This is a genomic window from Fructilactobacillus sp. X2R5C2, assembly GCF_059901375.1.
Map to the genome: position 1 here is coordinate 475,226 of NZ_JBWXUX010000001.1, position 18,776 is coordinate 494,001.

The following is an 18,776-nucleotide window of genomic DNA, read 5'->3' on the forward strand; positions in this document are numbered from 1 at the left end:
TATGTATAGGATTGTAAATTCGAATAGGTAAAGTAGTGAAAGTACTTTATCCACGCACGGGGCGTGGTTTGAGTACTTTTTTTATGCGATTAAATGAGAAAGGAGTTTGGATATGGCACTGACAACGACTGATTACGATACAATTGCAGCAATTTCAACCCCACCTGGTGAAGGTGGCATTTCGATTGTCCGCATTAGTGGATCGGATGCAATGAAGGTGGCTGAGAAGATTTATCGGGGCAAAAACCTTGCAAAAGTTGCTTCTAACACGATTAACTACGGCCACATTGTTGATCCGTCAGACCACAACAGTGAAGTTGACGAAGTGATGGTCTCGGTTATGCGAGCACCAAAGACGTACACCAAGGAAGACATTATTGAGATTAACTGTCACGGTGGGATCGTGGCTACTAACAAGATTCTCCAGCTGGTCCTAAGTAACGGTGCCAGAATGGCGGAACCGGGTGAGTTTACCAAGCGTGCTTTTCTAAACGGCCGTTTGGACCTGTCCCAGTCAGAGGCTGTGATGGACCTGATTGAAGCCAAGACCGATGAATCAATGAAAGCGGCTTTAAATCAACTAGATGGCAACCTCTCACACCTCATTAAGCATCTCAGACAGGACATCTTGGATGTCTTGGCCCAAGTGGAAGTCAACATCGACTACCCTGAGTACGATGACGTGGAGACCATGACGTCGAAACTCCTGATGGACAAATCGAAGGAATTAAAGGCCCAAATCGACCAACTTTTGAAGACGGCGAAGCAGGGAAAAGTCCTGCGGGACGGTCTGAATACTGCCATTGTTGGACGACCAAACGTAGGCAAGTCGAGCCTGTTGAACCGGTTGCTTCACGAGGACAAGGCGATTGTAACCGATGTGCCAGGAACTACGCGGGATGTTTTGGATGAATACGTCAACGTCTCCGGAGTACCACTGCACTTAGTCGACACTGCCGGCATTCGTGATACCGAGGATAAGGTTGAAAAGATCGGGGTCGATCGTTCCCGAAACGCCATCAAACAGGCGGATTTGGTGTTGCTGGTATTGAATGCTAGTGAGCCACTGACTGATGAGGATCGGGAACTGCTTGATCTGACCCAGAAGAGTAAACGGATTATTCTACTAAACAAGACCGATTTACCGGAAAAAATTAATGTTAACGAATTAAAACAACGTTATCACGCTGAAAATATCATCAAGACCCAGGCGACGAAGGATAACGGAACGCAGTCGCTTGAAGATACGATTGCCAAAATGTTCTTCAATGGTGGCATCAAGAGTTCTCAAAACGACGTCATGGTTACCAATGCCCGCCATATTAGTCTTTTACAACAGGCGAGTGATTCCCTTCAGTCGGTTGAAAACGGCTTAAATAACGGGATGCCCGTCGATCTAGTTCAGATTGACATGACGAATGCGTGGGATTTACTTGGTGAGATCACCGGAGACAGTTACGATGGCGAATTGTTGGATCAATTATTTAGCCAATTCTGTTTGGGTAAGTAAGCGATTAACTCAATGGAGGTTACTAAATGAATAAAATGATACAACAAGAAGTGAAGAAGACCTATAACGGTGGCGATTATGACGTCATCGTGGTGGGTGCCGGACACGCTGGTTGTGAAGCCGCTCTGGCAGCCGCTCGTATGGGCCAAAAGACACTCCTTGTCACAATTAACCTTGATATGGTGGCATTTATGCCATGTAATCCATCAGTTGGTGGACCCGCAAAGGGAACGGTGGTCAGAGAGATCGACGCCCTTGGCGGTGAAATGGGAAAGAATATTGACAAGACCTACATTCAGATGCGAATGTTAAACACCGGAAAGGGTCCTGCGGTCAGGGCTTTACGAGCTCAGGCCGATAAGCATGCATACCATCATGAAATGAAAAATACCCTTGAAAAAGAGCCTAATTTAACTTTGCGTCAGGGAATCGTCGATCGTTTGATTGTTAAAGACGGTCAGATTGAAGGCGTCGTTACCAATACCGGAGCGGAGTACCATTCTAAGGCAGTTGTGATCTGTGCTGGAACGGCCGCTCGTGGCAAAATCATCATTGGTGAGTTGATGTACTCATCTGGTCCAAATAACTCGATTCCAGCCATTCATCTTTCAGAAAACTTGGAAGATTTGGGTTTCGAACTGAAGCGGTTTAAGACTGGAACCCCACCACGAGTGAACGGTGATACCATTCATTACAATGAAGCTGAGGAACAACCTGGGGATGAAACTCCTCATCACTTTAGTTACACCACCCCGTATGCTGACTACCTGCCGGTTTCGAAACAGATTTCCTGCTGGTTGACGTATACGAACGAGGAAACCCACCAGATTATCAAGGATAATTTGGATCGTGCTCCCATGTTTACTGGGGTCATTGAAGGTGTGGGTCCCCGTTATTGTCCTTCAATCGAAGACAAGGTGGTCCGGTTTGCGGACAAGAAGCGACATCAGGTCTTTCTAGAACCCGAGGGACGCCACAACGAAGAATGGTACGTCGATGGGATGTCGACCTCCCTTCCAGAAGAGGTTCAACAGCAGATGTTACACTCCGTGAAGGGACTCGAGGACGCCAAAATGATGCGTCCCGGTTATGCGATTGAATACGACATCATTTCCCCTTATCAATTGAAACCGACCCTTGAGACCAAGAAAGTTAGCGGATTATTCAGTGCCGGTCAGACCAACGGAACTTCTGGATACGAGGAAGCTGCCGGTCAGGGGCTGATTGCCGGAATTAACGCCGCCTTGAAGATTCAGGGCAAGGATCCGTTGATTCTGCAGCGTGATCAGGGTTACATCGGGGTCTTAATCGATGATCTGGTTACTAAAGGAACCAACGAACCATACCGGCTTTTGACGAGTCGTGCCGAGTACCGATTACTGCTTAGAAATGACAACGCTGATATGCGCTTAACCCCAATTGGTCATGAGTTAGGACTGATTTCAGATGAACGTTACAACAAGTTTGTTGCCAAACGCAAGGCGGTTGAAGACGAAATTAAGCGTTTGAATACCGTTCGGATTAAGCCGGGTGAAAAAGTTAATCAGTTTGTGGAAGCTCAGGGGGACAAACCGCTTAAAGATGGTATTATTGCGGCGCAGTTCTTGCGGCGTCCGTATGTAACATACGACAAACTGCTTAATTTCATTTCAGGACCCGACGAAAAATTGGATCCAGAAGTGGTGGAACAGGTTGAGATTCGGACCAAATACGCTGGTTACATTAAGAAGGAAGAGGACAAGGTTGCTCGTATGAAAAAGATGGAATCAAAGAAGATTCCGGACAACATTGACTACTCCGTGATTGATGGGATTGCGACCGAGGGTCGTCAGAAGTTGGAGAAGATTCAGCCGGAGACGATTGCTCAAGCGGCCCGCATTAGTGGGGTTAATCCGTCTGACATTGCGATTCTTTCGGTGTACATTCAGCAGGGTAAAATTGCGAAAAAGAAATAAAATAAAGCTGGACTATGTGAAATAGTCCAGCTTTTTGTTTACTGATTACTTAATTTTTTAACTAATGAATAAAAAGTGTTGCATTCGATATGTAAGCGCTTTATACTTATATCAATAAATGAAACACAAAATGTTACAAAGGGGATCATGTTTATGCGATATGGAAGCATTGAAGCAGGTGGAACAAAGTTTGTTTGTGCCGTTGGTGACGACGATTTCAACATTGTTGATAGTGTTCATATTCCAACTACTACGCCAGAAGAAACTTTGGCTAAGGTAGTGGAATACTTTAAGAAGTTTGACCACATTGACGCATTTGGAATTGCTTCATTTGGCCCAATCGATGTTCGAAAAGATTCTGACAAATACGGTTGGATCATCAAGACTCCTAAAAAGGGTTGGAGCAACGTTAACTTTGTTGGAACCATGAAACGCGAGTTTGGTGTACCAGTTTACTGGACTACTGACGTTAACGGTTCAGCTTATGGTGAATACATCAAGCGTCGTCAGTCTAACAACAAGATTGAAGCGGTTAGTTACATCACTGATGGAACCGGAATTGGTGCTGGAACTGTCATTAATGATGAATTCTTAGGAGTTCGTGGAACACCTGAATTCGGACACATTCGGGTTAAGAGACACAGAGATGACATGGACTTTGATGGAATTTGTCCTTATCACGGTGACTGTCTTGAAGGGGTTGCTTCGGGTCCAACTTTTGAAGCTCGAAATAACATTAAAGGTCAAGACACTCCACCAGATGATCCAGTTTGGAACATCATCGCTTACTACGTGGCTCAAGGTGTCATCAGTTTGACGGTTAACTTCCGTCCTGATCAAATCGTGCTTGGAGGGGGAGTATGTACTCCACAATTCGTTGAAAAGGTTCGTGACCAATTCAACCTCTTGTTCGATAACTACCTTGATGTTGGTCCGCTTGACGAGTACATTAGTCGTCCGGTTGTACCTCACAATGGTTCCGCAACATTTGGGGACTTCGTGTTAGCTAAAAAGGCTTTAGACGAATCGAAGAAATAAATTAAATGGTTTAAAGGGATGCCTGAGGGTGTCTCTTTTTTTGTGTAAATTAACATTTTGGGTACCGTGTATGGTACCTTAAAAATATGAAGGGTTGAAGTGGTTAAATGAGTGAAGTGTTTTTGTCGATAAACTTACCATTGAAGAATTAATTAACTGTCTGTGATAAAACATCATTTTAGCCAAATCTATATACAACTATTTCCCACAATGATATCATATATTATGAAAGCGTTTGCAAATAGGGAGGCAGTAAAATGAGTAAAAAAGTTGTTGTGATCGGATCCACCAACGTTGATAAAGTTTTAAACGTTGATAAATATGCGTTACCAGGTGAAACCCTGGCGGTCGAAAACCACCAAGAATCTCACGGTGGCGGAAAGGGTGCCAATCAGGCAATTGCTGCAGCAAGATCTGGTGCTGACACAACGTTCATCACGAAGTTAGGTGATGACGAAGACGCCAAATTCATGATTGAAGGATTTAAAAAAGACGGAATGAACATTGATTCCGTAATTACTACTCAAGCTCGTCAAACCGGACAAGCTTACATTACCGTTGACAGTACTGGACAGAACTCGATCTACGTCTATGGCGGAGCAAATATGGCCATGACCCCCACAGACGTTGATCAACACGAAGACGCCATTAAGAATGCTGACCGAGCAATTGCGCAGTTGGAGATTCCAGTACCAACCATTATTGAAGCATTTAAGATTGCCAAGAAAAATGAGGTTCAAACCATTTTGAACCCGGCACCAGCCAAGAAGTTGCCAGAAGAACTCCTACAGTTAACTGACATTATTACTCCAAATGAGACGGAGGCCGAAGCTCTCACTGGGATTAAAGTCATTGATGATGATTCCATGATGAAGAATGCGGAATACTTCTTCAAATTAGGAATTCGAATGGTAATCATTACCGTTGGTGACAAGGGTTCGTTCTACGCCACTCCAGCCAGCCATGCGTTTATCCCAGCATTTAAGGTAAAAGCGATTGACACAACGGCTGCCGGAGACACCTTCATTGGTGCCTTGGCATCCCGCTTGGATCTAAACAGTGCTAACATTCGTGACGCGATGTTGTACGCGAACCACGCCTCTTCTTTGACAGTTCAGGTGGCCGGTGCGCAGAATTCCATTCCTTACGAAAAGGATGTTTTAGACGTTATCAGCAAGACTTCCAAGACCAAGGAAGCCATCGAGAAAGAGAAGAAGCAAGCTGCTGAATATGCGGCTGCACAGGTTCCTAATCACATCGTGCTGGGACTTGGATCGGGTAGTACGGCTGCTTACTTCGTTAAGGCAATTAATGAACGAATCAAAAAGGAAGGTCTCGACATTCAGTGTGTCGCAACTTCCGTTGGAACCGAGAAATTAGCCGAAAGTCTCGGCATGCCAATGCTTGATGTTAATACAATTGATCGCGTTGATTTAACGGTTGACGGCGCTGACGCTGTTGACGATAAGCTCAATGGGATCAAGGGTGGTGGAGCTGCCCTTCTCTTTGAAAAATTAGTTGCCACCATGTCGGACAAGAACGTCTGGATTGTTGATTCTACTAAGTATCACAAGACCTTGGCGGGTCAGAAGTTACCAGTTGAAGTAATTCCATTCGGTGGAATGGGTGTCTTCCGTTACTTAAACGAAGCTGGGTACAGGCCCGAGTTCCGCTTTAGAGACGACGGTGACATCCTTCAGACGGATTCAGGAAATTACCTCATCGATATTACGATCCCAGATGACGCTGATTTAGCTAAATTAGCTCATAACCTAAAGAATTATACCGGGGTTGTTGAACATGGATTGTTCCTGAACATCTGTGATCAGTTAATCATCGGTGGCGATAAGGTGAGAGTGATTGATCGTCCAAAAGAAGAAACTAAGAAATAAATAAATTTCCGGATCGGCTAGAGATGGCTGGTTCGGTTTTTATTTTTACTAGGGTATAATTATTAGAAGAGAATAGAGGTAAGGCCGATGATAATTAATGTGATTTTAGGAAGCACTAGGAATGAAAGCCTTGGTAGACGGCTCTTTCAGTATCTTCTTAAGAGACAGGATGAGTTCAAAAAAGTAAATGATGTTAAGTTTAATTTTATAAGTTTATCGGATTATAATTTGCCGTTTTTCTACGAAAGCATGGCGCCGATGGACAACCCCAATCGAGTCTTAAAGCCCAATGAACAAAGATGGGTTGATGACATGCGGCAGGCGGATGGATATATCTTTTTGGTTCCTGAATATAACCATTCCTTTCCCGCTGTTTTAAAGAATGCGCTTGATTTCTTAGCGTTTGAAGCAAAGGGTAAACCAGCAAAGATTATCACCTATTCTAATAATTCGCGTGGTGGTCAATTCTCATACCCCGCACTTTTGCCGACGCTTGGACAATTGGGCTTTTTTACCCTCCCAAAACCGACATCAGTTCGAAATGTCGACAAGAATTTTAGTGTTGATGGAAACTTTGTGAAGGATGCATCGGGAAAGCATGGCGATATAAAGAAGTTGAATCGGGCTTTCACCGAAAGTGCTTTTTTCAGTAAGTTATTTAAGGAGCATCCCTTTAAATATGATGCTCATATTTATGATAAGTAGAGTTAGGATAGTTTCACGTGAAACAATTTGTTGAGACATCTAATACTTGGATTTGAATTTTTAAATAGGAAGATTATTCATAATATGGGAAATTGTTAAAAAAATATTTTTCAATGGCAGTTTTATGTTGTTGGTTAAATATTTTAGGTAAATTATCCTTACTAAAGTATTTTAAATTGATAGTTTCAGAATTTTGAGCACTTAAATTAGCAGATAACTTCTTAACTATAAATAAGATCAGTACACACTGGGCTTTATCACCATTTGGATAATTTTGAATTTGATTAGTCGAAACTCCCAATAAAAAAATTGGTTTTACCTTTAAATTAGTTTCTTCTAGAAACTCACGTTTACAGGTAGAAGTGGCATCTTCTCCGAATTCGAGTGCGCCACCTGGTAAACCCCATTCATTGAAATCAGACCTTTGTTGCAAGAGAATTTTGTTTTCTTTGTTTGGCAAAATGCCAGCAGAAAATACCATTATAAGAGGATCATGACCAACTTTTTTCCTTATGCTTTTAATATAATTTTTTGGCATTATTCTAACCCCGATTGTATTTTTGATTTTTATCTTATCATAGTTAATTAAAATGAGTTTCACGTGAAACAATTTGCCAAAACACTTGTTACTACTGACTTAAAGTGACGTGGTACACTACTTAATGTAAAAATAAATTGAAATGAGGAAAATAAAAATGAAATCAGTTGCAGTATATTGCGGGGCTGCTCCCGGCAACGATCCCGCATATCAAAACGCTACCAAGAAATTAGCTAAATGGTTGGTCAATCACGATTTGGCATTAGTTTATGGTGGAGGCGGAGTTGGACTCATGGGTCTGCTTGCCAGTACCGTCTTAGAACTCGGTGGCGTCGTTCATGGAATTATGCCCAAAGAACTTGTTGATCGCGGTGCCAGCATGGACGGACTTACTAGTCTAGAAGTTGTTCCTAACATGGATATTCGGAAACAAAAGATGCTTGCTCAGTCCGACGGATGCATCGCACTTCCTGGTGGTCCAGGAACTTTGGAAGAAATTTCTGAAGCATTTTCATGGGCGCGAATTGGTGATAATGACGATCCATGCGTAATCTACAACGTGCAAGGATACTATGATACCTTGAAGAAGATGTTCGACGAAATGACCGAAAAAGAATTTTTGACGGTAGAAGATCGCAAGAAGTTACTCTTTTCGGACTCACTGCCAGAAATCTATAAATTTATGACCACATACACAGCACCAAAAATTCGAACTTATACGAAATAAAATACGTAAAAAGCATCCTCACTTTTTTGGAAGTGGGGATGCTTTTTGTGTTCCATTATCTGAAATAATTAGGTATGATTATATACAGAGCGACAATTGATTTGATCACCAATTGGAGCTTTAGTAGGTTTACTGTGTTGAACCTCATCTCCACCTTAATAATTAACGAAGAGGTGAGTCGTTTGAATACAGAAGAAAGTTGGTTATTGGAATTGTACCATTAGCAGTAGTGGTTCTTATTGTCTCGCGTGCAGCAATTAATTTTGCCAAAGCATACGCGATAATAAAAAAAGCTAACCGCAAAGATTAGTTTTTTATCCACAGTAACGCACTAAACCTATGCAGAAGAGATGGTAACAGCATCTCTTCTTTTTTATTTAGTATATTATTATTCTATTTCCGTTGATGAAGAATGTCAATTATTATTTAACATAAAAAATCATTCCGTTATATGAGATAATAAAAAAAGCTAATCATAAAGATTAGTTTTTTGTCCAATAACACATAAATCTGCGCGGGAAGAGATGTCTACAGCATCTCTTCCTTTTTTATTACTCTTTAATTTTATTTCTAATTCACTAGCTTGTCAATTATTTTATTATTTGGAGTTAAATTAACTAATAAAATAGTTTCACATGAAACAAATTAGTTTTATTAAAAGAAATTTTGACTTGGACAGCACGTATTTAATGGTGTGACCCATTTAATTATTATAATTACTAATATTCGTTAATTAATTAATAAATTGAACAAAATACTTATAAAAATCCAAATAATGGATAAAATACGAACAATATAAAGATATATGTTGAAAATTGTATGTATAATGGTATTATTAATTTGTCTGGTACAACAATTTTGGGAGGGACTTCGTAATGAAACTTAAGAAAGCTTTGAAATGGATCACCGCGGGAGCAGCACTCACCTTTTTATCAATCGGATTAGTGGGCTGTGGCAAGCAGTCTAGCAATTACAAACCTAAGAAGTTAACGGTCGGATTTACGCCATCAGTTAACGCAGGGCAAGCGAACGCGGAAGCCAAACCACTTGCTAAACAATTAGAGAAACAGTTACATATCCCTGTCACAGTCAAGGTTTCAACGGATGGGAACTCACTCGTTCAAGCCATGGGATCCAAGACTTTAGATGTTTCGGAGATGAACCCTGGTGACTTTGTATTGGCACAAAAGAATTATCAGGTGGCCCCACTGGTTCAAGCTACCAGACAGGCTCGCGATCCGAAGACTTTACAGCTTACTAATAAAACGTCAGATCATTTTTATTCGACGGTCGTTGTTCGCAAAGACAGTGGGATTAACAATATTAATGATTTGAAAGGTAAAAAAATCGCGATTGGAACGCCTAATTCAACGGCTGGTTACGTCTACCCCGTTGTGGAACTCATGAAACACGGAATTAACATCAACAAGGATGGCATTAAGACTGATGTTATTAATGGTTACGATCAAGCTGTCCTTTCCGTTTTAAACAAGAACAACGATGCCGCCTTTACTTTCCAAGGTGCTCAGACCCTGGTTCAAAAGGACGATCCGAACGTTATGAAGGACACAAAGGTTATCTATACGACTAAGGCTATTCCTAATGATGTCGTAGCCACTCGAAGTGACATGTCGAAGTCATGGAAAAACAAGATTGCCAAAGCATACGAAAACATGGCTAAGACGAAAGAGGGACACGATATCATCTTCAAGATTTATCAAGAAGAGGGATACGTTCCATATCAGAAAGCTCAGTTCAAGCAACTCCATTCGTACATGGATCAAGCCAACAAGATTAGCAAGACGAAAGAATAATTAAGGAGGAGTAAATTGAGCGATTCCGACATTTTACAAGTGAATCATGTGACCAAGCTTTATCCGAACGGTATCAAAGGATTAGACGATATTAGTTTTAACGTGAAACGTGGTGAATTCATTGCCGTGGTCGGACTATCCGGAGCGGGGAAAAGTACGCTTTTTCGTTCCATCAATCGAATGCAGGATATCACTAATGGTGAAATTTTCATCAATGGTACTGACATTTCTAAGTTAAAGGGTAAGGAACTCCGACACTTTCGACGCAAAATTTGCATGATTTTTCAAAGCTTTAATTTAGTTAATCGTCTTACAGTTCAAAAAAACGTCTTAAGTGGAAGGGTCGGCTATTATCCAACCTGGAAGACCATTTTGGGACTTTACAGTAAGGAAGACAAAGAAAAAGCGGTCCGATCACTGGACCACGTAAATATGTTAAAAAAGCTGTACGATCGGGCCGACTCATTGTCTGGGGGACAGATGCAGCGGGTCGCCATTGCCCGGACAATGATGCAAGAACCTGACCTGGTTTTGGCTGACGAGCCCGTGGCCTCGCTCGATCCCAAAACGAGTGAGGGCGTCATGAAAGATTTAAGAAATCTAAACGTCAAGGATCACGACACGGTGCTCGTTAACTTACATTCCATTGACCTGGCACTTGAGTTTGCCGATCGAATTATCGGAATTCGGGACGGAAAATTAGTGTTTGATAAAGCGGCTGCTCAGTCGACGCCCGATGATCTAAAGGAGATCTATGAGGGAGGCAATAGCTAATGCATACTAGCGAAGTGCCCAAGCGATCATTTGTTAAAAAATATCATATTAAGGGCATTATCGTGATTGCCATCCTAATTGTCCTGTTTCTTTACTCGCTGAAGATTTGTGGGGTCGATCCAAGTTTATTTGTCTCTAACATTGCTCAGTTTGGGGTTTTAATCGGTCAGATGAGCAATCCAGACTGGTCCTACTTTAGTTTCATCTGGGATCCACTGGTCCAGACGGTTCAGATGGCTATCTTAGGAACTACGATTGGGACGATTTTTGCAATTCCAGCGGCCTTTCTGGCGGCTCGTAATCTGGATCACAGTAAGGTTGTTCATGGCACATCACGCTTTGTCTTGGATATTGTTCGAACGTTGCCATCCCTACTGCTTGCTGCCATCCTGGTAGCCATCTTTGGCATTGGTCCCACAACTGGAACGATCACCCTGGCGATTTTCTCGTTTGGAATGATTTCCAAGCTTTTCTACGAAGTGTTGGAGACGGTCGATATGGGTCCAGCAGAAGCAATGAAGGCTTCTGGTGCCAGCATTATCCAAATTATTCGGTTGGCGATTATTCCCCAAATTGCGGGACAGTTCTGCAGTTTCTTCTTGTACACCCTCGAAGTGAACGTTCGTTCTTCAACCGTCTTAGGATACGTTGGCGCAGGTGGATTAGGATTGTACCTGCAGCAGACCATTGACGAATTTAATTATTCAGAAACGGCGGTTGTAATTCTAGCAACGTTTGCAACTGTCCTAGTAATCGACATCCTTAGCAATTACCTAAGGAGGAAACTACAGTGACCATTCCCAAAATTAACGAAAAACAAAAGCGTCGAGATCGCTACAGTTGGATCTTCTGGGGCATTATCATTATTGTGATCTATGGCTGGTGTTTTTCTGATATGAAATTTAGTCATATTCAGGAATCGGCTGGGACGGTTTCGAAATCCATCTTCATGGGACTAATTCATCCCGACTGGGCTTATATCTATAACGGCAGTGGAGAAGACCTCGTTTCCCAACTGATTATGACCCTAGCAATTGCGTTTTTAGGAACCATCATTGCCGCAATCATCAGTGTTCCCTTTGCCTTCTTTGCCTCCAGAAGTAAGAACAGCAAGTATAATGTGACTTCCAAAGTGGGAACCTTTCTTCTGACCGCAATCCGAGCTTTCCCCGAGATTGTACTGGCAATTATGTTCATTAAAGCCGTGGGACCCGGTAGTTTTGCCGGTGTTATGGCCCTTGGAATTCATTCAATTGGAATGTTAGGAAAATTATTCTCAGAGTCAATTGAAGAAATGAATCATAGTTCGGAATACTCAATTGTGGCCGCCGGGGGCAGTAAACCCCAGGTTTTCGCATTATCGACATGGCCCACAATCTTACCAGCTTTGATTTCATACACCTTGTATAGTTTTGAAATCTCCGTTCGTTCCGCCTCCATCCTTGGTTTGGTAGGAGCTGGCGGAATTGGTGCACCGATGATCATGGCTTTGAACACTCGAAACTGGCCGCGAGTTGGAATCATCCTGTTCGGAATCGTCGTTATGGTAATGGTGATTGACGGCTGTTCTGGTTACATTCGGAAGAAATTAGTTTAAATGATAATTAAAACAAAATACCAACTAATCTAAAATGGGTTAGTTGGTATTTTTTACGTTTATAGTATAATTTACCTAAGGAATGAATTTAATCGAGAGAAGAGTGTCCATATGCGTTTACTTAAATCATTAGGTAAGTTTGTCCTGTCACCACTGATATCAGCGGTGATGGTCTTCGGTAGTTTTCCTGAATTATTTGCGGTCTTAAACATCAAGGCCAGCCCCACACTCAGTCCAGCTATGTTTTTCATCATTTTGATCTACGGGATCGTTGTGTTCGCGGTCGTTTACGCTCTGTTATATAACGTGCTCTTCAAAAAGACGAAGTCAATTGAGACTAAGAATAGTAGGTACGCGTCACGGGGAATGTTGATTGTCAATATCGTATACGTGATTGCGGCACTGATTCTTGGACTAATCATGATTGGGATGAAGATCCCACAATTCATTGATACGATGGTAACCGGATTTTCGGTAATTGGGATGCCCATTTTATTGATCTTGAACCTGGTTGATTTTGTGTGTTATCCAACTAAGAAAACCTACGTAATTAACGGGCTTTTCTTTGCCTTCGCCACCATTGTTTATGTGATGTTGTGGTGGAACTAATGCTACTGGTTTCTAAATTTTATTAATGGAAGTCTAAGCTAACTATCTTTGACGAGATTGTTAGCTTATTATTTTTATTACTTGATTAGTTTAGTACAATGAGTATGTTAAGATTATTTATAAAAAATATTATTTAATAAAAAAGAGGTCATCTGATTTTGAATGCTAAAAAACATCAGGTTCTAACGTTAAGCGTCCTATTTTCGCTTATCTTTTTAGTCATCCCACTCATCTTTAATCCCGACACGGTCGCTGCCAGTAGTCGGCAGCCACCCATTTCACAAAATGAAATTAACATAAGTGCCAAGAGTGCCATTGCCGTTGACGCTACCAGCGGTCAAATTATTTACGATAAGAATGCCAAGCAACAGCTTCCCATCGCCTCCGTCAGCAAACTTATCACTACATATATCGTTTTAAATCAAATTCAGGCCAAAAAAATTTCATGGGACAGTAAGGTTAAAATCAGTCCAAAAGTGGCTAATTTAAGTCAAGGAAGTGATTTTACCAACGTTCCTCTCCAAGCCGGGAAGTCCTACACGGTCAAGCAACTCTACGATGCCAGTCTAATTTGTTCCGCTAACGCCGCTGCCATGGCGCTAGGAGAATATCTGGCGGGACCTAACCACGACTTTGGCAAGATGATGAGCCAGGAAGTTAATAAGTTAGGCATCAAAAACGCTCGACTATATAACGCTTGTGGTCTGGCTAACAGTGATCTGGGGACTTTAAAGGATCCCAACCTGAAAGATAGCGCGGAAAACACCATGTCAGCGGGGGGTCTAGCCCAATTATCGCAGAAGTTAATCACGCACCATCCAGAAATTTTGAAAACCACCTCGATGACGTCTTTGAAGTGGGATGGTAAAGTTTATAAAAATACGAATTTGTTGTTGGGACAAACTCATCCGTTCAAAATTGACGGTCTCAAGACTGGTACCAGTGACACGGCTGGTGAAAACTTCGTGGGAACCGGGACCAGCAATCACGATCGGATTATTACCGTGGTACTGGGCGCTCCAAAAAATCAACGGTTTACCCAGACCCAGCTGATGCTAAATCAGATTAGTCAGAATCTGTTTCCGACGACGATTGGAGCCAACGTTTTGCCCACTAAGGCGGTGAACGTCGTTAACGGGGTTCATAAGACAACGAAAATTGGCCCAGCTTCACCGAAAACGTACTGGTTACCGCAAGGCGAAAAGGTAAAAACTGATTTTGTTTCAAATACTAATTCCAAGATTTTCAAGACGCCGCTCGCACCCATCACTAAGGGTGAAAAAGTTGGAACGGTAAATATTAAAGCTGGTTCAGATGAACTCGATTTACTTCCTGGAAGTGAAACGAGTGTCCCAGTTGTTTATAAAGTGGCTAACCCAGTCAACGTGATGAAGATGATCATGGGGGCGCTTGAGTTACTTGTGATCTTGTTGTTGCTGATTTATTTAATTTTTCAAATTAGAAAGTTCAACCTTCGCCGGCATTAAGCCACGTGAAATGAACTGAAATGCAGGACTATCTCAAAATTAGACAATTGATTCCTTCAAAGACCTATACCGATCTTCAATCGGTGTAGGTCTTTTTTCTTATCAAAAATTCTTATGGTTATTTTGGCTGTCATGTTAACCATGGAGAGACAAAATGAGGTAAACTTGAAATCACAAATCATTTGTGATTTCTTTTTTTCTTATTGAGGGGGAAGGACAGTAATTCGATAAATGCCTATAATGGTCGACTTCTAAGACAATAATTATTCTTAAATTGTTATCAAAGTCACAATAATTTTAATCCAAAATTAATCACAATCCTTTTAAAAAGTTACATAATTAAATATGTGTAACATAAAAAATTGTAATGCCCTTGAATATGTAACAGTGGTGTGAGAGGCTACTCAACGGGGACTTTTCCGTTAAGTAATTAATTGCTCAATGGTAAGAAGAATGATTATTAAAAAAAATAAGCTTGGCTAAATGTTTTGTGCTTGTGAAATAATTAAGTAATTGAGAAGGATTGGCTCAAATCACTTTTAAACAGTAGGAGGATGTTTTAAGTAATGTATAAATATAAAAAAATTGCTTTAAAAGTGCAAAAACGCATTAAAGACTTAAAACATTTTTCCGATGCACGGTTAAAGCAACAAACCAAGCGATTGAGAGACCAGTTAAAGAATGGAGCCAAACTAGATAGTTTGATCGTGGAGGCCTACGCCACCGTGTGTGAAGCTGATCGCCGCGTTTTAGGATTATCACCATATTATACGCAGATTCTAGGTGCCGTAGTTTTGAACTATGGCAACATTGCCGAAATGAAAACCGGTGAAGGGAAAACACTGACTGCCACGATGCCTATGTATTTACACGGACTCGTGGGGAAAGGTGCCTTTTTAATTACGGCTAATTCTTATTTGGCCAAACGGGATGCGGAAGATATCGGTAAAGTCTACCGCTGGTTGGGCTTAACGATTGCTAGTGGTGTTCCCGAAGACGACGGTGATGATGAAAGTCGTGACCTAAAGAAGATCTATAGTTCGGACATTGTCTACACCACCCACAGTAACTTGGGATTCGATTATTTATTTGACAACTTAGCAACGAAGCCGGAAAACCAATATATTAAGCATTTGAATTTCGCCTTGATTGATGAAATTGATTCCATTTTATTGGATCAGGCCCAGACGCCGCTGATTGTCTCCGGGGCGCCAAACGTGCAATCCAACTTGTATCAGCTATGTGAAAATATGATTCAACAGTTAGACGAAAAGATTGATTTTAAAAAGTCAGAAGATGGGAAAAAGGTCTGGTTTACCGAAACCGGGATCAAGAATTTAGAGGAGTATTCGGGGGTACCCGACTTACTAGCGCCTAAGGCTCATGAGTTATATCAACACTTGAATTTAGCGCTGAAAGCCAAGTGTCTGTTTGTCCGAAATCGAAGTTATGTGGTGGAAAACAATGAAATTGTTCTACTAGATAAAATGAACGGACGTAAATTGTATGGGACCAAGTTACAATCGGGACTCCATCAGGCTTTGGAAGCTAAGGAACACGTCAAGATCAGTGATGATAGTCGAGCGTTAGCAAGTATTACCTATCAGAACCTATTTCGCTTGTTTACCCGCCTTTCTGGCATGACCGGAACGGCCAAAACGGATGCGGACGAATTTCGTGAAACCTACCATTTAAATACGTTTGTTATTCCCACCAATGAAAAGATCATTCGAAAGGATCATGCAGACCAGATCTATGCCACCAACGAAGATAAGATTAAGGCTTCTTTGCAAGAGGTTCAGCGAATGCGGGAACTGCATCGACCAGTTCTGATTGAAACCGGATCGGTATCGATGTCGAAACTGTACTCGCATATTTTGTTATCGCTAGGCATTCCCCATAACATTTTGAACGCTAATAGTGCTCCCAAGGAAAGTCGAATCATTGCTGAAGCTGGGAAGACGAATTCCATTACGGTTGCCACTTCAATGGCTGGCCGGGGCACTGATATTAAGCTTTCCGATCAGGCCATTAAAAATGGCGGTTTGTTTGTGGTTGGAACGGAACGAATGTCTTCTTTACGAATTGATAATCAGCTACGTGGTCGTGCTGGCCGCCAGGGTGAGCCCGGCGACACGAAGTTTTATGTTTCGCTGGAAGATAAGATTGTTACCGAGAACGCTCCCAAGTGGGTCAAAAGGTACCGGGAAAAGTTGGTCAAAAAGCACGTTACGAGTGCACTAAAAAAGCCGCGGATTAAAAACATTATTAATCAAGCACAGGGGATCCAAAAAAATAGTGAAATTTCAGAGCGGCAAAACATCTTAAAATTTGATGAGGTCGTGAAAGCGCAGCGAAATTGCCTTTACGACACCCGTAATCAAGTTATGCGGTCTGATGATTTAGATCATTACGTTGATACTGCGATTCATTCCTGTATCGATAATTACCTACCGAAGTGGAAAAACTATTTTGATATTACGAATTTCATTTATAACAATATTGATTATTCGTTTTTACCTAATCAAAGTACCCTAAAAGATCGGTGGCGTGACCGGAAATACTTAAGAGCCCAGTTGTTAAACATGATTGAAACGAAAAAGCAGCGTGTCTATAAACAATTTGAAAATAAGGATCAGTTGTTAGAGTACAAGCGACTCGTCTTATTAAAATCAATTGATACGATGTGGATCGACCAAGTTGATGCGCTGGAACAGCTGAAATTAGCCGTTAGCAGCCGAAACTGGGGTCAGCATAATCCAATTTATGAATATCAACACGAGGCGCGTCGGGCTTTTCATAATATGCGCGAAAAAATTTATCTATTAATACTTAGAAACATCTTATTATCAGAAATCGTACAAAAGGACGACGGCACCATTGATTTGATTTTTGTATAGGTTAAAAAGGGAGATTTTGTTGTGAGGCAATTTTTAAAGCGGGGATCATTTACAATCTTTTTATTGGCTTTGTTTGAATTAGGTGGATTTATCTTAATTCCAGGGTTTCAATTAAAAAATTATGCTGGCGCGTTAGATCAAAATGCCTACATCAATTTAATTTCTAGTAACTTTGGTAGTCAAATCACAGTGCCCAGCCTATTCGCCCTAGGACTAGGACCTTACATGACGGCCTTAATTGTATGGCAGGTCATTACGACGGTGGACGACAAAACGACTAGCCGAATGTCTCAGAAGGTCTCAGGATACTGGCAAAAAGGCATTACCTTTGTGCTAGCGGCCCTGCAGGCCCTGGCGATGGCGAAGTTATTCTTGCGTTATCGACCCAAGACCCTGGGATTTGATGATGGGACCTTTTTCTGGTTCATCTTCACAGTCTTGTTAGCTGGCGCCATGCTGATTGTGTGGCTGGCTGACGTAAATAAGGATCTTGGAGTTGGTGGAGTCAGTATCTTCATTATTCCAGGATTGGTCAAAAACCTGCCCACCGTTTTAGATTCAGGCCTAAAAAAGCCCCTGAATTTTTCGATTATCGGTTGGATAATCGTCGCCATCATCGTCATCTTATTTGTTTATATTACGGTCTTTGTTAATGAGGGGGAATATCGAATTCCCGTTGAAAGAATTGGGGTTAATAGTTTTTTAACGGATTCATATATTCCCATTAAGGTGCTGGTTTCTGGCGCTATGCCGTTTATGTTTGCCTTATCGTTGTTTTCAATTCCACTGTTAGTGGTATCAAACCTAAATGTAAACGCTAAGCTGTCTAAAATTATTTCGCTTTTATTTTCTTATCACACGTGGCAAGGAATTGTTTCCTACGGTCTGATTATCATCGTACTAAGTTATTTGTTTGCCTTTGTAAATTTCCAGCCCAATATAATTGCCAAATCATTAAAAGAAAGCGGCGATTACATCTTTAACTTGGCTCCTGGCAAAGAAACCGAGAAGTATCTGACCGGACAGGTTAACATTATGTCGTTTGTTGGTACCATTTATATCTTGTTGATTGCCTTAGCTCCCTTAGTAGTTGGTTTATATTTCCCCATCGTAACGAATTTTTCGTTTTTGTTTGGGTCCTTATTTATTTTAATTACTATCTTAGACGGCATTTCCCAAGAAATTCGGGCACTGATTTACAAATATCGTTATCGTATTTTTTAGTTATTA

15 protein-coding genes are annotated in these 18,776 nt (G+C 41.4%); 14 read left to right on the forward strand and 1 reads right to left on the reverse strand.

From position 1 onward, the window contains the following. Positions 1 to 112: 112 nt before the first annotated feature. The 5 genes from mnmE to AC6UD2_RS02400 all read left to right on the forward strand — a co-directional run bounded on the left by mnmE (position 113) and on the right by AC6UD2_RS02400 (position 7,100). Positions 113 to 1,510 carry a tRNA uridine-5-carboxymethylaminomethyl(34) synthesis GTPase MnmE gene (gene mnmE / locus AC6UD2_RS02380; protein WP_500697906.1) on the forward strand — a complete coding sequence of 466 codons (1,398 nt, stop codon included), beginning with the start codon at positions 113 to 115 and terminating at the stop codon, positions 1,508 to 1,510. Positions 1,511 to 1,536: 26 nt separating this feature from the next. Next, on the forward strand, positions 1,537 to 3,465 hold the full coding sequence (gene mnmG, locus AC6UD2_RS02385) for a tRNA uridine-5-carboxymethylaminomethyl(34) synthesis enzyme MnmG (RefSeq protein WP_500697907.1): 1,929 nt from the start codon (positions 1,537 to 1,539) through the stop codon (positions 3,463 to 3,465). Between the two features lie 153 nt (positions 3,466 to 3,618). Then, positions 3,619 to 4,503, forward strand: a complete 885-nt coding sequence (locus AC6UD2_RS02390; protein WP_039143597.1) for an ROK family protein — start codon at positions 3,619 to 3,621, stop codon at positions 4,501 to 4,503. Between the two features lie 257 nt (positions 4,504 to 4,760). After that, positions 4,761 to 6,395, forward strand: a complete 1,635-nt coding sequence (gene rbsK / locus AC6UD2_RS02395) for a ribokinase (protein WP_500697908.1) — start codon at positions 4,761 to 4,763, stop codon at positions 6,393 to 6,395. Positions 6,396 to 6,482: 87 nt separating this feature from the next. Next, positions 6,483 to 7,100, forward strand: coding sequence for an NADPH-dependent FMN reductase (locus tag AC6UD2_RS02400; RefSeq protein ID WP_500697909.1), 618 nt, complete (start codon positions 6,483 to 6,485; stop codon positions 7,098 to 7,100). A gap of 73 nt (positions 7,101 to 7,173) precedes the next feature. Here AC6UD2_RS02400 and AC6UD2_RS02405 read toward each other — a convergent pair whose 3' ends face one another. Further along, positions 7,174 to 7,638 (reverse strand): NUDIX hydrolase, encoded by a 465-nt coding sequence (locus tag AC6UD2_RS02405; RefSeq protein ID WP_500697910.1) that lies wholly within the window; start codon positions 7,636 to 7,638, stop codon positions 7,174 to 7,176. Between the two features lie 157 nt (positions 7,639 to 7,795). Here AC6UD2_RS02405 and AC6UD2_RS02410 point away from each other — a divergent pair, with 157 nt between their 5' ends. The 9 genes from AC6UD2_RS02410 (at position 7,796) to AC6UD2_RS02450 (ending at position 18,770) form a co-directional block, all read left to right on the forward strand. Next, the gene (locus AC6UD2_RS02410; RefSeq protein ID WP_500697911.1) at positions 7,796 to 8,365 is read left to right on the forward strand and encodes an LOG family protein; all 570 of its coding nucleotides are present in this window, start codon (positions 7,796 to 7,798) and stop codon (positions 8,363 to 8,365) included. 875 nt (positions 8,366 to 9,240) lie between these two features. Then, entirely contained in the window at positions 9,241 to 10,179 is a 939-nt protein-coding gene (locus tag AC6UD2_RS02415; protein ID WP_500697912.1) for a phosphate/phosphite/phosphonate ABC transporter substrate-binding protein, read from the forward strand. Positions 10,180 to 10,194: 15 nt separating this feature from the next. Further along, positions 10,195 to 10,953 carry a phosphonate ABC transporter ATP-binding protein gene (gene phnC / locus AC6UD2_RS02420; protein WP_500697913.1) on the forward strand — a complete coding sequence of 253 codons (759 nt, stop codon included), beginning with the start codon at positions 10,195 to 10,197 and terminating at the stop codon, positions 10,951 to 10,953. Then, positions 10,953 to 11,747: a phosphonate ABC transporter, permease protein PhnE gene (phnE, locus tag AC6UD2_RS02425; RefSeq protein WP_500697914.1), complete on the forward strand. Its 795-nt coding sequence runs from the start codon at positions 10,953 to 10,955 to the stop codon at positions 11,745 to 11,747. The genes phnC and phnE (AC6UD2_RS02425) overlap by 1 nt, the downstream gene beginning before the upstream one ends. Continuing rightward, positions 11,744 to 12,550: a phosphonate ABC transporter, permease protein PhnE gene (gene phnE, locus AC6UD2_RS02430; RefSeq protein ID WP_500697915.1), complete on the forward strand. Its 807-nt coding sequence runs from the start codon at positions 11,744 to 11,746 to the stop codon at positions 12,548 to 12,550. Before phnE (AC6UD2_RS02425) ends, phnE (AC6UD2_RS02430) begins: the two co-directional genes overlap by 4 nt. A gap of 111 nt (positions 12,551 to 12,661) precedes the next feature. Continuing rightward, the gene (locus AC6UD2_RS02435; protein ID WP_500697916.1) at positions 12,662 to 13,159 is read left to right on the forward strand and encodes a hypothetical protein; all 498 of its coding nucleotides are present in this window, start codon (positions 12,662 to 12,664) and stop codon (positions 13,157 to 13,159) included. A gap of 158 nt (positions 13,160 to 13,317) precedes the next feature. Further along, entirely contained in the window at positions 13,318 to 14,646 is a 1,329-nt protein-coding gene (locus AC6UD2_RS02440) for a D-alanyl-D-alanine carboxypeptidase family protein (RefSeq protein ID WP_500697917.1), read from the forward strand. Between the two features lie 566 nt (positions 14,647 to 15,212). Next, positions 15,213 to 17,546, forward strand: coding sequence for an accessory Sec system translocase SecA2 (gene secA2 / locus AC6UD2_RS02445; RefSeq protein ID WP_500697918.1), 2,334 nt, complete (start codon positions 15,213 to 15,215; stop codon positions 17,544 to 17,546). A gap of 21 nt (positions 17,547 to 17,567) precedes the next feature. Further along, the gene (locus AC6UD2_RS02450; protein WP_039143623.1) at positions 17,568 to 18,770 is read left to right on the forward strand and encodes a hypothetical protein; all 1,203 of its coding nucleotides are present in this window, start codon (positions 17,568 to 17,570) and stop codon (positions 18,768 to 18,770) included. The last annotated feature ends 6 nt before the right edge of the window (positions 18,771 to 18,776 follow it).

Excerpts from the sequence above, each read along its gene's own strand:
- mnmE (WP_500697906.1), top strand. The coding sequence starts at position 113 with ATGGCACTGACAACGACTGATTACGATACAATTGCAGCAATTTCAACC.
- mnmG (WP_500697907.1), top strand. The coding sequence starts at position 1,537 with ATGAATAAAATGATACAACAAGAAGTGAAGAAGACCTATAACGGTGGC.
- AC6UD2_RS02390 (WP_039143597.1), top strand. The coding sequence starts at position 3,619 with ATGCGATATGGAAGCATTGAAGCAGGTGGAACAAAGTTTGTTTGTGCC.
- rbsK (WP_500697908.1), top strand. The coding sequence starts at position 4,761 with ATGAGTAAAAAAGTTGTTGTGATCGGATCCACCAACGTTGATAAAGTT.
- AC6UD2_RS02400 (WP_500697909.1), top strand. The coding sequence starts at position 6,483 with ATGATAATTAATGTGATTTTAGGAAGCACTAGGAATGAAAGCCTTGGT.
- AC6UD2_RS02405 (WP_500697910.1), bottom strand. The coding sequence starts at position 7,638 with ATGCCAAAAAATTATATTAAAAGCATAAGGAAAAAAGTTGGTCATGAT.
- AC6UD2_RS02410 (WP_500697911.1), top strand. The coding sequence starts at position 7,796 with ATGAAATCAGTTGCAGTATATTGCGGGGCTGCTCCCGGCAACGATCCC.
- AC6UD2_RS02415 (WP_500697912.1), top strand. The coding sequence starts at position 9,241 with ATGAAACTTAAGAAAGCTTTGAAATGGATCACCGCGGGAGCAGCACTC.
- phnE (WP_500697914.1), top strand. The coding sequence starts at position 10,953 with ATGCATACTAGCGAAGTGCCCAAGCGATCATTTGTTAAAAAATATCAT.
- AC6UD2_RS02435 (WP_500697916.1), top strand. The coding sequence starts at position 12,662 with ATGCGTTTACTTAAATCATTAGGTAAGTTTGTCCTGTCACCACTGATA.
- secA2 (WP_500697918.1), top strand. The coding sequence starts at position 15,213 with ATGTATAAATATAAAAAAATTGCTTTAAAAGTGCAAAAACGCATTAAA.